This is a genomic window from Bacillus sp. FSL R12-0074 (genome assembly GCF_038005725.1).
Lineage (GTDB): Bacteria > Bacillota > Bacilli > Bacillales > Bacillaceae_G > Bacillus_A > Bacillus_A mycoides.
On the sequence record NZ_JBBOTR010000001.1, the window covers coordinates 1,231,086 to 1,245,053 of the forward strand.

Annotated in this window: 14 protein-coding genes; 7 read left to right on the forward strand and 7 right to left on the reverse strand. The window is 36.5% G+C overall.

Annotation, left to right across the window (positions count from 1 at the left end; genetic code table 11):
• Positions 1-19: 19 nt before the first annotated feature.
• From NSS97_RS06350 to pepF, 3 genes are all read left to right on the forward strand, one after another.
• Complete coding sequence (locus NSS97_RS06350; protein ID WP_002064255.1) at positions 20-1,564, forward strand: cardiolipin synthase; 1,545 nt, start codon at positions 20-22, stop codon at positions 1,562-1,564.
• Positions 1,565-1,654: 90 nt separating this feature from the next.
• Entirely contained in the window at positions 1,655-2,890 is a 1,236-nt protein-coding gene (locus NSS97_RS06355) for a competence protein CoiA (RefSeq protein ID WP_341111961.1), read from the forward strand.
• 50 nt (positions 2,891-2,940) lie between these two features.
• Positions 2,941-4,767, forward strand: coding sequence for an oligoendopeptidase F (gene pepF / locus NSS97_RS06360; protein WP_107887016.1), 1,827 nt, complete (start codon positions 2,941-2,943; stop codon positions 4,765-4,767).
• Between the two features lie 133 nt (positions 4,768-4,900).
• Here the strand turns inward: pepF and NSS97_RS06365 are convergent, their stop codons facing one another.
• From NSS97_RS06365 to NSS97_RS06380, 4 genes are all read right to left on the reverse strand, one after another.
• A complete protein-coding gene (locus NSS97_RS06365) occupies positions 4,901-5,074 on the reverse strand; it encodes a hypothetical protein (protein WP_000748141.1) in 174 nt (57 codons plus the stop codon).
• Positions 5,075-5,303: 229 nt separating this feature from the next.
• On the reverse strand, positions 5,304-6,197 hold the full coding sequence (locus NSS97_RS06370) for a ClpXP adapter SpxH family protein (RefSeq protein WP_341111963.1): 894 nt from the start codon (positions 6,195-6,197) through the stop codon (positions 5,304-5,306).
• Entirely contained in the window at positions 6,197-6,595 is a 399-nt protein-coding gene (locus NSS97_RS06375; protein ID WP_000043388.1) for a globin domain-containing protein, read from the reverse strand. The genes NSS97_RS06370 and NSS97_RS06375 overlap by 1 nt, the downstream gene beginning before the upstream one ends.
• 185 nt (positions 6,596-6,780) lie before the next feature.
• Positions 6,781-7,359: a CYTH domain-containing protein gene (locus tag NSS97_RS06380; protein WP_060749442.1), complete on the reverse strand. Its 579-nt coding sequence runs from the start codon at positions 7,357-7,359 to the stop codon at positions 6,781-6,783.
• Between the two features lie 144 nt (positions 7,360-7,503).
• Between NSS97_RS06380 and NSS97_RS06385 the strand changes: the two genes are divergently transcribed.
• Genes NSS97_RS06385 through NSS97_RS06400 form a run of 4 tightly spaced genes read left to right on the forward strand, consistent with a single transcriptional unit; the run spans position 7,504 to position 10,269 of the window.
• The gene (locus tag NSS97_RS06385; RefSeq protein ID WP_002011362.1) at positions 7,504-7,875 is read left to right on the forward strand and encodes a UPF0738 family protein; all 372 of its coding nucleotides are present in this window, start codon (positions 7,504-7,506) and stop codon (positions 7,873-7,875) included.
• Positions 7,876-7,905: 30 nt separating this feature from the next.
• Entirely contained in the window at positions 7,906-8,544 is a 639-nt protein-coding gene (locus NSS97_RS06390) for a GTP pyrophosphokinase (RefSeq protein ID WP_002125951.1), read from the forward strand.
• 18 nt (positions 8,545-8,562) lie between these two features.
• Positions 8,563-9,360, forward strand: coding sequence for an NAD kinase (locus NSS97_RS06395; protein WP_002011365.1), 798 nt, complete (start codon positions 8,563-8,565; stop codon positions 9,358-9,360).
• A 15-nt stretch (positions 9,361-9,375) separates the two neighbouring features.
• Positions 9,376-10,269 carry an RluA family pseudouridine synthase gene (locus tag NSS97_RS06400; RefSeq protein WP_341111968.1) on the forward strand — a complete coding sequence of 298 codons (894 nt, stop codon included), beginning with the start codon at positions 9,376-9,378 and terminating at the stop codon, positions 10,267-10,269.
• Positions 10,270-10,314: 45 nt separating this feature from the next.
• Here NSS97_RS06400 and NSS97_RS06405 read toward each other — a convergent pair whose 3' ends face one another.
• The 3 genes from NSS97_RS06405 to NSS97_RS06415 all read right to left on the reverse strand — a co-directional run bounded on the left by NSS97_RS06405 (position 10,315) and on the right by NSS97_RS06415 (position 13,913).
• A complete protein-coding gene (locus tag NSS97_RS06405; RefSeq protein WP_107887015.1) occupies positions 10,315-11,709 on the reverse strand; it encodes a peptidase G2 autoproteolytic cleavage domain-containing protein in 1,395 nt (464 codons plus the stop codon).
• A gap of 223 nt (positions 11,710-11,932) precedes the next feature.
• A complete protein-coding gene (gene prpE, locus NSS97_RS06410) occupies positions 11,933-12,673 on the reverse strand; it encodes a bis(5'-nucleosyl)-tetraphosphatase PrpE (protein ID WP_002125956.1) in 741 nt (246 codons plus the stop codon).
• A 79-nt stretch (positions 12,674-12,752) separates the two neighbouring features.
• Complete coding sequence (locus NSS97_RS06415; RefSeq protein ID WP_002030401.1) at positions 12,753-13,913, reverse strand: FtsW/RodA/SpoVE family cell cycle protein; 1,161 nt, start codon at positions 13,911-13,913, stop codon at positions 12,753-12,755.
• Positions 13,914-13,968 lie beyond the last annotated feature (55 nt).

Here is a 13,968-nt window from a genome sequence, read left to right on the forward strand (position 1 = left end):
CTTAGTAAGGAGGTAAGAGATGAAAAACACGTTAAAACTACTTTTCTTTTTTCTACTATTGTTCGCATTATTTGTTTCATTACGCATGTTTATTGATGTAGCATTTTATTCGGATGTCATTGGGATAAAGGATGTTTCTATTTTAGGTATTATTAGTATTTTATTTACGGTTTCCGCATTTTTAATTGGATGTGTTATTTTCTTAGAAAACCGCCATCCGTCTAAAACACTTACGTGGTTAATCGTACTAGGTATTTTTCCGGTGTTCGGTTTCTTTGCTTATCTTTTATTTGGACAAAATTTTCGTAGAAAAAGAATGTTCCAAAAGAAGGCATTACTCGATGAACAGGCGTTTTTACAATATAAGGGACACGAAGATTACGAAGAACGGATTTTACGAAATCATAAGCATCAAGAATTGTTATTTCGTTTAGCAGATCGACTAGGTGCTTTAAATATTTCATTTCAAACTGAAACGAGGACATTAACAAATGGAGACGAAACGTTTCAGGCAATTTTAGATGGGTTAAATCGAGCGAAACACCACATTCATATGGAGTATTACATTGTGCGTGATGACAAGCTCGGTACAGAAATTAAAGATATTTTAATAAAAAAATCAAAAGAAGGCGTTGTCGTTCGTTTTTTATACGACGCGGTTGGAAGCTTTAAATTATCAAATTCGTATATTGAAGAATTGAATGATGCAGGAGTAGAAATGATTCCATTTTTCCCTGTGCGCTTTCCAATTTTAAACGATAAAATTAATTATCGAAACCACCGGAAAATCGTTATTATAGATGGAAATGAAGGGTTTGTAGGTGGATTAAATATTGGTGATGAGTATTTAGGGAAGGATAAATATTTCGGTTTTTGGCGAGACACGCATTTATATTTACGCGGTGAAGCAGTTCAAAGTTTACAGCTAATTTTCCTTCAAGACTGGTTTTATATGACTGGTGAGGCGGTATTAGCACCTGAATATTTACAAGCGGAAGCAGTTGAGGGTGATCATTGGGGCGGAGTCCAACTTGTTGGAGGTGGACCGGATAATAAATGGGAAACAATTAAACATTTATATTTTGCAATGATTGCTTCAGCTAGGAAATCGATTTGGATTGCAACACCATACTTTATCCCAGATGATGATATTTTATCTGCATTAAAAGTAGCTGCACTTGCTGGTATTGATGTTCGTTTGTTAATGCCAAGTAAGCCAGATAAGCGGACTGTCTTTTATGCATCAAGATCGTACTTTCCGGAGTTATTAGATGCAGGAGTAAAAATATATGAATATGAAAAAGGTTTTCTTCATAGTAAAGTTGTCATCGTGGATTCTGATCTCGCATCAATTGGGACAGCTAATATGGATATGAGAAGTTTTCATTTAAACTTTGAAGTAAATGCCTTTTTATATGATACAGGTAGCATTCGAAAGCTCGTTCAAGATTTTAAAGACGATTTAGAAGAATCCAGTGAAATTCATGTTGACCGATTTCACAAGAGACGTCTTCATAGGCGGATTGTTGAATCGACGTATCGGTTATTATCACCTTTATTATAGAAAGAGATGTCCTAATTTAGGACATCTCTTTTTTTGAGAGGAATTTGTAGTAAATTGTAGAATACAAGAAGTTGAAAGGGTGTGATGGTGATGTTTATTGCAAGGAGAGAAAACGGAGAGAAAATTCATCTATTATATAACCGGGATGAAGAACGTTTACGCGAAATGCGTAAACGAGAAAAATTCTTTTGTACAGCTTGCGGAAAAGAAGTGCAAATGAAATTAGGAACACAAAAGAGCTGGCATTTTGCTCATAAGAAAGTGGATTCATGTCTTACCTTTTATGAAGCAGAATCTATGTATCATATGCACGGTAAAGAATTGTTATATAGATGGTTGAAACGTCAAAATTTTCATGTGGATATAGAGCATTACCTTCCAAAAATCCAGCAAAGACCAGATGTTTTCGTAGAGAGAGCAGGTAGGGAAATTGCGATTGAATATCAATGCGCCAATCTCTCCATAGAACAGCTTTCTAAACGAACATACTCGTATTGGCAAGCTGGTATACAGGTCATCTGGATCATTGGTGGAAATCAATTAAAAAAGCAATCTGCATATTGGATGAAATTTTCCTCACTTCTGGCTTTCTCCTTACAATCTTATCCTCAGCCATTTCTTATTTTCTTCTGTCCGAAACAAAAATCGTTTATGAAATGCGCATTTATCACTCCGTTTTCTACAAATGTCTCTTTCTCACATACTATTTATTTACCAACTGATACGACTACTGTTGACATGCTCTTTTCCTCTGTTCCTTTCCAAAAAGAGGTATTAGGACAAGAATGGAAGAGAAAAAAGAACCATTTTCGGCAAAACGCTCTATCTATCTGGAATTATAATCATAAGTCACTACTCCGCCTCTTATATCAATATAAATGTACCCCAGCGAGCTTTCCTTCTGAAATCGGTGTTCCGCTCCCATCCACGTTTGCTTTTCAAACAAATCCATTTACATGGCAAGCTTTTCTATACATGAAGTGTATAGGTGAGCTTGCGGTAGGGAAGTGTATTTCCCTTCAATATGTGTGTAGTTATGTAAAAAAAAATACGGAAATGCGCTTACTTCCGTACTTTTCACAACATATATGGAAAGTAGCGGTTACTGAATATATGACTTTTTTATGTTTTGTAGGCGTGTTGCATAAAGTAGGGACTTATACGTACCGAAAAATGAGGAATATAGTTATGTTACAGGCGGAGGAGGAAGTTAGGAAATATGATGAGATTTGCCTAACTTATGCGCTATCTCTATTTGAGACAAAGTTCAACATGAGAGAAGAAAAAGGGGATATAATAAAGAATGAACGTGAAGGAATTACATAAGAAAAACAGAATTGTACTTAAGTAGAGATATTTAAAGGAGGGCTTACAGAATGTCTGAACAAAATAAAGCAAAAACATTACCAGATCGCAATGAGATTGAAGAAGCAAGCACATGGCGATTAGAAGATATTTTCCAAACAGATGCAGAATGGGAAAAAGAATTCCAAGCTATTAAAGAGCTATTGCCAAAGTTAACTGAATTTAAAGGGAAGCTTGGCGACTCTGCAGACAATTTGCTTGAGGCATTGCAATATGAAGATGAAATTTCAATGCGATTAGGTAAGCTATATACATATGCACATATGCGTTACGATCAAGATACAACAAACTCTGTGTATCAAGCACTGAATGATCGCGCAACAAATTTATACTCACAAGTATCTAGTAGTACAGCGTATATCGTACCTGAAATTTTATCTATTTCAGAAGATACATTGCAAACATTTTTACAAGAAAATCGAGAACTAAGTGTATATGAGCATGCATTAGAAGAAATTACACGTCAACGCCCGCACGTATTATCTGAGGCAGAGGAAGCGTTATTAGCAGAAGCATCTGAAGTGATGAGTGCATCAAGTAATACATTCGGTATGTTGAATAATGCGGATTTGAAATTCCCATCTATTAAAGGTGAGGATGGAGAAGAGGTAGAAATAACACATGGCCGTTACATTCAGTTTTTAGAAAGTGATGATCGTCGTGTTCGCGAAGATGCATTCAAAGCTGTATTTGAAACGTATGGGAAATTTAAGAACACATTTTCAAGTACGTTAAGCGGGGCAGTGAAACGTAATAATTTCAATGCACGTATTCGTAAATATGACTCTGCTCGCCAAGCAGCATTAAGCAATAATAATATTCCTGAAGCAGTATACGATCAACTCGTTGAAACGGTAAATGACAACTTACATTTATTACACCGTTACATTGATATTCGTAAGCGTGCACTAGGACTTGATGAGCTTCATATGTACGATTTATATACACCACTTGTACAAGAAGTGAAAATGAATGTGAAGTATGAAGAAGCGCAAGACCTGTTATTAAAATCTTTAAACGTACTTGGTGATGAATATGTTGAAATTTTAAAAGAAGCATATGAAAATCGCTGGGTAGATGTGTACGAGAATAAAGGCAAACGAAGCGGAGCATATTCATCTGGTGCATACGGAACAAATCCGTATATTTTAATGAACTGGCATGATAATGTAAATAATTTATATACACTTGCTCATGAGTTTGGTCATTCGGTGCATAGTTATTACACAAGAAAGACACAGCCACACGTATACGGTGATTATTCAATCTTCGTTGCAGAGGTAGCATCAACTTGTAATGAAGCGCTTCTAAATGATTATTTATTAAAAACAACAGAAGATAAAAAAGAGCGTCTATATTTATTAAATCACTATTTAGAAGGATTCCGTGGTACTGTATTCCGTCAAACAATGTTTGCAGAGTTCGAGCATATCATTCATAAAAAAGTACAAGAAGGACATGCGGTTACGCCAGATATGTTAACGGAGATCTACTACGATTTAAATAAGAAATATTTCGGGGATGCTTTAGTAATCGATAAAGAAATCGGTTTAGAATGGTCTCGTATTCCGCACTTCTATTACAACTATTACGTATATCAATACGCAACAGGATTTAGTGCAGCGACTGCGTTATCTAAACAAATTTTAGAAGAAGGGCAACCAGCAGTAGAACGTTACATTAACGAATTCTTAAAAGCGGGAAGCTCCGATTATCCAATTGAAGTGTTGAAAAAAGCAGGAGTTGATATGGCATCTCCTGAACCAGTGAAAGAGGCACTTCAAGTATTTGAAGAGAAATTAAATGAATTAGAAGCGTTATTATTTGAAGAAAAGTAATGAGAAAAGACGAGGGATTTTATCCTCGTCTTTTTTGTTTGAAAATGTTTTTTGTCGATATTTGTCGATAAAATAAGGAGGATTTCCTTACTTTTTCTAAATTAGAAGGCAGTTTTACAGTTGATTTTTGTAATTAAAATCCTTTAAATCGTTTTCTATAGTTGAAATAAGAGACAGCGATGACGATAACTCCGAATAAAAGAGGAAAGGCAATAATTTTAGGGAAAGCTTGTAATAGAGAGAGGATATACAAGAAAAAAGAAACAATAACACATAGAAAGATAAGAAAAATATGAGATTTTTTCATAAGGAAACCTCCTAAATTGCTTTTTTTATAGCTTATTCAAGAATGAAAACGTTTAGAATGTGACAAAAATGTGAAATTCGACAAAAGGGGTTGTCATCTGACGTCGAATCTTGTAATATAATAAGCGTGAACGAATTCACATACAAACATATACCCCTTTGTTTGAACGTGAAAATTTCTCCCATCCCCTTTAATATTTTTATAAGCCGTAAAGAAAAAGACCTGGTGTTTACACCAGGTCTTTTTCTTTTGCTATCCATTTCCAATAACGCTCGCACTTCACTTCAATCATTTGTACTTTTCGTTTTAGTTGTAATTTTTTTAGTTCACGCTCTATTTCTTGCTGAGGGTAGTCATATATAAATGAGATTTCCTTTGAAGAAATAAATTGTGTTGCTTCTAGTAATACTTCTAAAGGAGGTAATGGTTCTGGCTCAATTTCGCATTTTACCAGTTCTTTTAATAGCTGTACGTATACATCATAGGAATAAATCCCTGTGATTTTAATACCTTCCTCATCTGAATTTGCATGAAAAAATAGGAGGGAAGGTATTTCTGTAATATGCATCTCATTTGTGAATTTTAGGTCGCATTGGAAAGCTTTTTTTGCGCTAACTGAGTGTAGGTCTTTTTTAAATTCCTCTACATCAATGCCACTATCTTTAGCACATGTAAGCAATAATTCACAGTCAGGGTTTGATACATTTTCAAGAAAAATGTATTCTTGGAGTTTTCGCAAAAACTTCGAACCTGCTTTTCGGCCTTGCAACTCCGCCGCCTTAATTGCCATCGAAACTAAATACGGTGTTGACGACGCCTCTTGCATATGTACTTTTCCATCACATGAAAAACCTTGTAAACTAGTTGTCTTTTCCCACACAAATCGAATATTAGCAGGTTTATTCCATTTGTGTGAGGAAGCGTTTGCCCCGTCCACTTTTCCTGTTACTATATGACGAATAGAGAAGTATTTCCCATACTCAAGCCATAGTTTAATAATAAATGGCTCGATATCCCAGCAATCTTTACAAAGTGGATCAATAAATAAATATGCTTCTACAGATTTATGCTCGCATGTGGAAGGAGAAGGCATATTTATATGCTTTGCTTCCTGCTTATCCATTACACTTCACCTGTTTCATTTGGAGTATTGACCATATGTTGAGCAGTTAATGCTAAACGTTCAAAAACAAACTCTCTTATATGACCGTGCACTCCTGTATCATCCATTGCTTGCTCCATACATGACAGCCAAGCTTCTGCGCGTTTTGGAGTAATCTCAAACGGAAGATGGCGTGCTCTTAGCATAGGATGCCCATGTTCTTCAGTGTATAAATTAGGACCACCTAAATATTGTGTTAAAAATTGTTTCTGCTTCCTAGCAGTTTCTGTTAAATCATCCGGGAAGATCGGAGATAAGTCAGGGTGTTCACTGACATAGGAATAAAATGTATCCACTAATGTTGCAATGCATTGTTCACCGCCAATTGCTTCAAATGGTGTCATCGGTTGCTTGCTCATCCTTTATAAACTCCTTTTTCCATGAAATGTATATCTATTGTAGCAATGGAATGTTATGAAGAGCAACTAAACAGCCTTCATAACATTCTTTGCTTATTCTATATGTTGCTAATAAATCTTTTGCTTTTCAAAAAGGTGAAATGTAGCCGTAAGTACAGCTCTTCTTCACTGATGGAAATTTTACTTTAGCGCTCTTCGTTTTGTTTGGCAAGGAAAAAGCGTTTTACTTTGTTGTTTGTATGACGAACTGGTACGTTATGTTGCTTTAATAACCTTATAAATGCTGCTTTACCGGTCTTTTCATCTTGCACTTCGTATTCAATTTCATAATCATCGTGATTGTAATAGAAACTATGATCAAAGACAAGCGTTCCGCCTTCAAATAATATTTCAGCTCTTTCTGTTGTTAAACTACCCATATAAGTTAAAGAGGAAACGGGAATTTGTAATTTGTGTAGCTGATCCATTACAGTTCCTTGAATGATTGTGTTTGTTTCCATCATAAGTTGTGCTTCTTTTTCTGTTATAGATTGATGGGTTTCTAATAAACCAATTTCAGCAGGTTGTTTTAATGTTAATGTATAAGTTCCATCTTTATGACGAATACGAAGTGCAGAGCCTGCATCTTTTAAAGAGAAGTGAGGCGTTTCAAAGTAGTGATTTACTTGTTTTGTAAATGCTTCAATAGAAAAAGATTTGCATAATGTTTGGAATTCTTCCTCTGTAACCATATTTTTAAATTCAATTTCAATTTCTTGTGTCATTGTATGCGCTCCTTTTGAAAAATAATTCTTTCCACATTATCGCTTTTTCGCAAATTTGGTTCAATGTTTTATTTGTTTGCGTCCATGTTATGATACAATAATACTGTTAAGTAAGACAGGAAGTTGAGATGGAGGAGTTCGAGTATGCAAAATAAAATTCAAGTTAAGAGCGTAGAAACGAGAGAGAATGCGCTTATTTTTTGTGCGGAAAATACTGAAATAGAGGTAAAGGAGTTAAGTGCGCGTAATCACGTACTTGTAGACTCAGACAATTTATCATTTTTATATATCTTAGAAAATGAATCATCTTTCATTTATGTAAGTATTCCGCATACATGCTGGGAAGCAATGCATGAAGCGATGAATAAAGATACAGCGATGTTTATTCGCGTGAATGATGTTGAAATAGAATTAGAAGGATTAAAAGAAGAAGTAGAATATTTAGTTGAAAATATTGAAGGTAATGCAAATTACGGAGAAGAACTAGTAACTGCTGTAGAAAAAGTGTTTCTATAAGCAAATGGATTGATTTTGGTGGTGGTTGAAATGAATCGTAATTGGGAAGAATTTTTAGCACCGTATCACCAAGCGGTGGCGGAGCTGAAAGTGAAACTAAAAGGAATGCGTACTCAATTTGCAATGTTAACGGAGCATTCTCCAATTGAGTTTGTAACAGGAAGGGTAAAGTCGGTTGCAAGTATTATTGATAAAGCGGAGAAGAGAAATGTACCGCTAGACCGAATTAGAGAAGATATGCAGGACATCGCGGGCCTTCGAATGATGTGTCAATTCGTAGATGAGATTAAGCCTGTTGTAGAATATCTTCGAAAACGAAATGATTTTGACATTGTAGAAGAACGTGATTATGTAACGCAAAAGAAAGATAGCGGCTATCGCTCTTACCACGTTGTCATTAGTTATCCTGTTCAAACGATACAGGGGGAGAAAAAAGTGTTAGTTGAAATTCAAATTCGCACGTTAGCAATGAATTTTTGGGCAACGATTGAGCATTCTTTAAATTACAAATATAGTGGACGTTTTCCTGAAGATATTAAAATACGCTTACAACGTGCAGCGGAAGCGGCGTTTTTATTAGATGAAGAAATGTCTTCCATTCGTCTTGAAATTCAAGAAGCGCAAAAGGTCTTTTCACGAAAGCAGGAAACGAAAGATTCTGAATCATAAACTAAAGGGTGTTGGGCGATGAAATTTACAATTATGTCAAAGGGAGATCAATCATCAGATACACTAGCAAGTACGATGAAAGAATACTTGTTAGATTTTGGGTTTACAATGGATGAAAAGGAACCTGATATTGTAATTTCTGTTGGGGGAGATGGAACGCTTTTATATGCATTCCATCGTTACTATAATCGATTAGATGAAACCGCATTTGTTGGTGTACATACAGGGCATTTAGGTTTCTATGCAGATTGGTTACCGACGGAAGTAGAGAAGTTGGTGATTGCAATCGCTAAAACACCGTTCCAAGTGGTTGAATATCCACTTTTAGAAGTGATTATTCGCTATGTGAATGGTAGTAAAGAGTCGCAGTATTTGGCGATGAATGAAGCGACTGTAAAAAGTGCAGAAGGTACATTAGTAACAGAAGTGGAAATACGCGGAGAGTATTTCGAAACGTTTCGCGGAGATGGTCTTTGTATTTCTACTCCTTCAGGAAGTACCGCGTATAATAAGGCGCTTGGCGGAGCAATTATTCACCCTTCTATTGAAGCGATTCAAATTGCAGAAATGGCATCTATCAACAATCGTGTATTTCGTACGGTAGGTTCGCCGCTCGTACTGCCGAAGCATCATACATGCGTTTTAAAGCCGGCTGCAGGAATGAACATGCAAATTACCGTGGATCATTTGACGATGGTTCATCAAGATGTGAAATCAATTCAGTATCGCGTTGCAAACGAGAAAGTACGATTTGTTCGTTTCCGTCCGTTCCCATTCTGGAAACGTGTTCGTGACTCGTTTGTTGCAGATAAATAGAGAGGGTTTATATATTTGAACAGATTTACATTGAAATGGGATATAGGGCTGGCTGAAGAGGGAACTTTAGTTAGAGAATTTTTGAAAACAAAAGGGATTTCGAAAGCTGCTTTAACGGATATAAAGTTCCGCGGGGGAGCAATTGAAGTAAACGGTCAACACACAAGTGTTCGTCACAAGTTACAAGCTGGTGAAGAGTTACAAATCTTTTTTCCAGTGGAGGAAAGAAGTGAAGGGATGGAAGTGGAAGAGATCCCTTTATATATCGTATATGAAGATGATGCGGTTCTTGTTATAAATAAAGAAGCAAATATGTCGACGATTCCGTCTAGGGAGCACCCGTCAGGAAGTATTGCAAACGCTCTTTTATATCATTATGATAAACAAAATCTTGCAAGTACGGTGCACATTGTGACGAGGTTAGACCGTGATACTTCAGGGCTTATGTTAATTGCGAAAAATAGATTCGTTCACCACCTTTTATCGAAGCAGCATCAACAAAAAGGGGTGAAACGAACGTATGAGGCAATCGTTCATGGGACTATTTTAGAAGAAGTAGGAACGATTGACGCGCCAATCGGACGAAAAGCGGATAGTATTATCGAGCGAACTGTCTGTGAAGATGGTCAAAGAGCTGTTACTCATTTTAGAGTGATGGAGAGTTCTTCCGATAAGACGCATGTAGCGCTTGAGCTCGAGACGGGAAGAACACATCAAATTCGTGTACATATGGCATATATAGGACATCCGCTACTTGGGGATGATCTATACGGTGGCCGAAGAGATGTGATAAAACGTCAAGCGCTGCATAGTACATCTTTGACGTTTTATCATCCTATTTTAGAAAAGGGAATGACTTTTACCGTAAGTATCCCAGAGGATATGCAATACGCTTTACATAACAATTAAAAGGGAACAAAATTCTTATCATAAAAAGAATTTTGTTCCCTTTTTTTAGCGAAATAATATTAAAATTTGATTTTCACCAGTACGTTTTATAACGAAAAAGCCACTTTCAGCTTTCGTGGCAATGCCGTCATCATTTGGAAGACAATATCCGTGTGTTTCGCAAGTGCCGTCATCACGTACTAACATTTGTCCAATTAATCCGACAGGAAGCCACTCGGTGCGATTTCGTCTCGATATATATTTGCAAGCTGGATCCCATTCTATATTTAAAAGTGGCTGTATTTCTTGCGTATCAGTACGTGTATATTGGCGTTTTCCGAAGCTATCTGTTTTATAACGCTTTGCCCAACTTAAAGCACCGCTATTTCCTATGAGAGCGGGGGTAGCGCTAGATATTCCTAATATGAATGAATCATTTGAAGTAGCTTTTCGAATTTTTTCTTCGCTACTAAATGTAATGAAATAGCCGATATCAATAGGGCTATGATCTGCTGCCTCAAACATTTGTGCAAAATCAGTACCACCTGCATTGTAAGAAGCACCATCGATATACATTTCTCCGTTATGGGCAAGCCATTTGGCACCTATATTATAATCAGTGTCATTTGTCCCATTTGCGATAAACCAGGAATAAGCTTCTTCTGCTGTACCAAATTTACCCATAATATGGCTGCCCGCAAAATTAGCTGTTGATGTATGATTTCCTTCCGCATGAGATGAGAATCCGTTAGCGATAGTTGCGGTTCCTTCTGCATGTGCTGCTTCGCCCAAAGCAATTGCATGTTTTCCTTCTGCATGAGAATAAGAGCCGCCTGCTGTCGTTTCACTTCCTTCGCTATGCGAACTATGTCCAGTTGCCTTTGTTTTTGTCCCTTCTGCATGAGAAAAGGGGCCCGTTGCATGTGTAAGAAGCCCTTCTGCATGTGAAGCGATTCCATCAGCTTTAGAGTGAAGTCCTTCTTTATATGCGTGACGAGCTCCTTTGTTATTTTCTTTTTTTATAGGTGTAGGTACAGGAGCCTGAATAGGGGCGGATCTTTCTATTTGTACATCGTTGCCCGAGATTAATGCTTCTTTTATTTTTTTTACTTGATTTATAATAGTAGCTGGAATTTCTGGTTGTACTTTTTCCTTTATTGCTGCAGGAATGTTTTCTTCTATATTTTCTTGTATCTTTTCCGAATTAAGCACAGGTTCATCATTATTAGAAGCGAGCTTCTTTTTTTGTTTTGCTTTTATTTTCCTGCTATCTATAATTCGCCTCATAACAGCATTTTCTAAAGAGACATATGTTTCTCTCGGTTTGCTTTTTTTTGATGACTCTTGTTCTTCTATTTCTTCTATAGCTGCAGCTCGAATACTGCACCAGTTGTTAATTCCATACATGGGATGGTATAAAGGGTGGAATTTTCTTTTTTGTTTAGAAGATTTTTTCTTCATTCCGTCACCTCCTGCGACAGTATATGCCGTGCAATTAAAAAAAGATGCACTTTATTGCATCTTTTTTTAATTGCTTTATCTAGTTTTAGTGTGGAATATGTCTAGAAAACACCATGATCCTCTGCAAATCGTGAATTGTATTAAGTAGAGGTATTTATCCCGATTGGTGCGGGCTAATAATCAGTGGGGGATGAACAAAACCCCCACTGATTAAAGTTTCACTTTATGAAATTGGGCGGAACTTTTCAGGGACAAAAGGTAGGGAAGAAGGGACAGAAACGGTCTCCAACTCAGGGTAACGTAGTCCAGTTAGTTTACCACCAAATACAGCACCAGTATCAATATTGACTGTATGATTCACAAAGCGAGGTTCATTGACAGGTGTATGTCCATAAACAATCCATGTTTCACCCTTATACTCTTTCGCCCAATCTTGGCGGACAGGTGAGCCGTCAGGGTGTTTTTCGCCTGTAATATCACCATATAATACAAAGGTTTCTACTTTTTTATCTTGTCTTCCTATGTAATCTTGCCGAATACCAGCGTGACAGACGGTTAATTTTTTTTCATCCAGTATGTGATATAGCGGTGATTGTTCGTAAAGAGTAATGAATTTTTCTTTTATTATTTGTTGCTTATTAGAAGGCAATGCTTCATATTCTGCAACAGTTGTTTCGAGCCCATGAGCGATTGTAACATTACGTCCAAGGAAGAAACGATACAGTTTATTACAGTGATTCCCTGGAGCATAATAAGCATCTTTTCTATTTATTACGAGCTCCCATACAATTTCAATCATCCGTAATGAATGAGGACCTCGGTCTGTAATATCACCAACGAATGCAAGCCTTCGTTTTGCGTTATGAATTGGGATACCACTATCCCAGCTATACCCTAGTTTCGTTGTTAAATCTTGAAACTCTTGGAAGCATCCGTGAATATCACCTATAATGTCATATTTCATATTTAAACCTCCAGCTCATTTTTTCATTAGTATATCTAAAATGGACATAGAAAAAAACCATACCGTTTTTCGATATGGTTCATTTAAACATAAAGATTTTAGTTCTTGAGCGTACGTTTAAAATAAATCCAATAGCAACCATATATGTGAGCAGTGAACTCCCGCCGTAGCTCATAAGCGGTAACGTTATTCCTGTAATAGGGAGTAAACCAATTGTCATCCCAATATTTTGGAATACTTGGAACGTAAACATTCCAATTGTACCAGCGCAAATATAACTACCGAAAGGTTCATTGCTTTCTAAAGCGATATGGATCATTCGATAAATGAGTAAGAAAAAAAATGAAATAATAACACTTGCTCCTAAAAAACCGAATTGTTCAGCGATATTTGTAAAAATAAAATCTGTATGTGGCTCTGGAAAATATACTTGTCTATTTTCCCATCCTTTTCCTTGCATCTCTCCTGATCCAGTAGCTAAAAATGCTTGTCTTAATTGATATCCTTGTGCGTCATATTCATAAGGTGCAAGCCAACCATAGAAGCGATTTAATTGATATTCTTTTAGAATGTGCTCTTTAAAGAACTCTGTATGCGTGAAATAAATATATGTTAAGGTAGAGCCTATGGCGAAAATACCGGAGGTTAATCCGAGGATAAAGCGCCAACGTATACCAGAAACTAAAACCATTGTTGCAAGCATCGCTGAAATGACCATTGTGTTTCCTAAATCAGGTTCTTTTGCGATTAGAAGTAGTGGAGGTAAACTAGCTGCAAATATTTTTAAAAGTAAAATGAAATCTTCGCGAGTTGTCCGAAAAAGGTATTTTTCATTATGATTCGCTATAATTCGTCCAACGACGATAATCAAAAATAATTTCATAATTTCAGAAGGCTGAAAGTTTCCGATGCCTGGAAGTCTGTACCACGCGGTAGCCCCTTTAATTGTAACGGCGCCAGGAACTTGAAGTTCTAGGCCAATTAGAAGTATGAGTGCAAAGCTATATAAATACCAAGCAATTTGTTTATAGCGATCGAAATCAATAACCATAATAACACCAATGGCGATAAATCCAATGGCATACCATTGGATTTGTTTTAATACAAAATTTACGTTTTGTAAAAATGGTGGTAAAGAAGCTTGTGCACTTGCGATAGCAAAGCAGCTAACAATCCCAATGGCAAATAAAATGAATATTAATATGTAGTCTATTTGATATTGAGTGTTCGGATCTTTCACTGTATGAATTCCTTTCTACTGCTCTCTATATTAGTGGGTTTTAGTTGGTGCATCA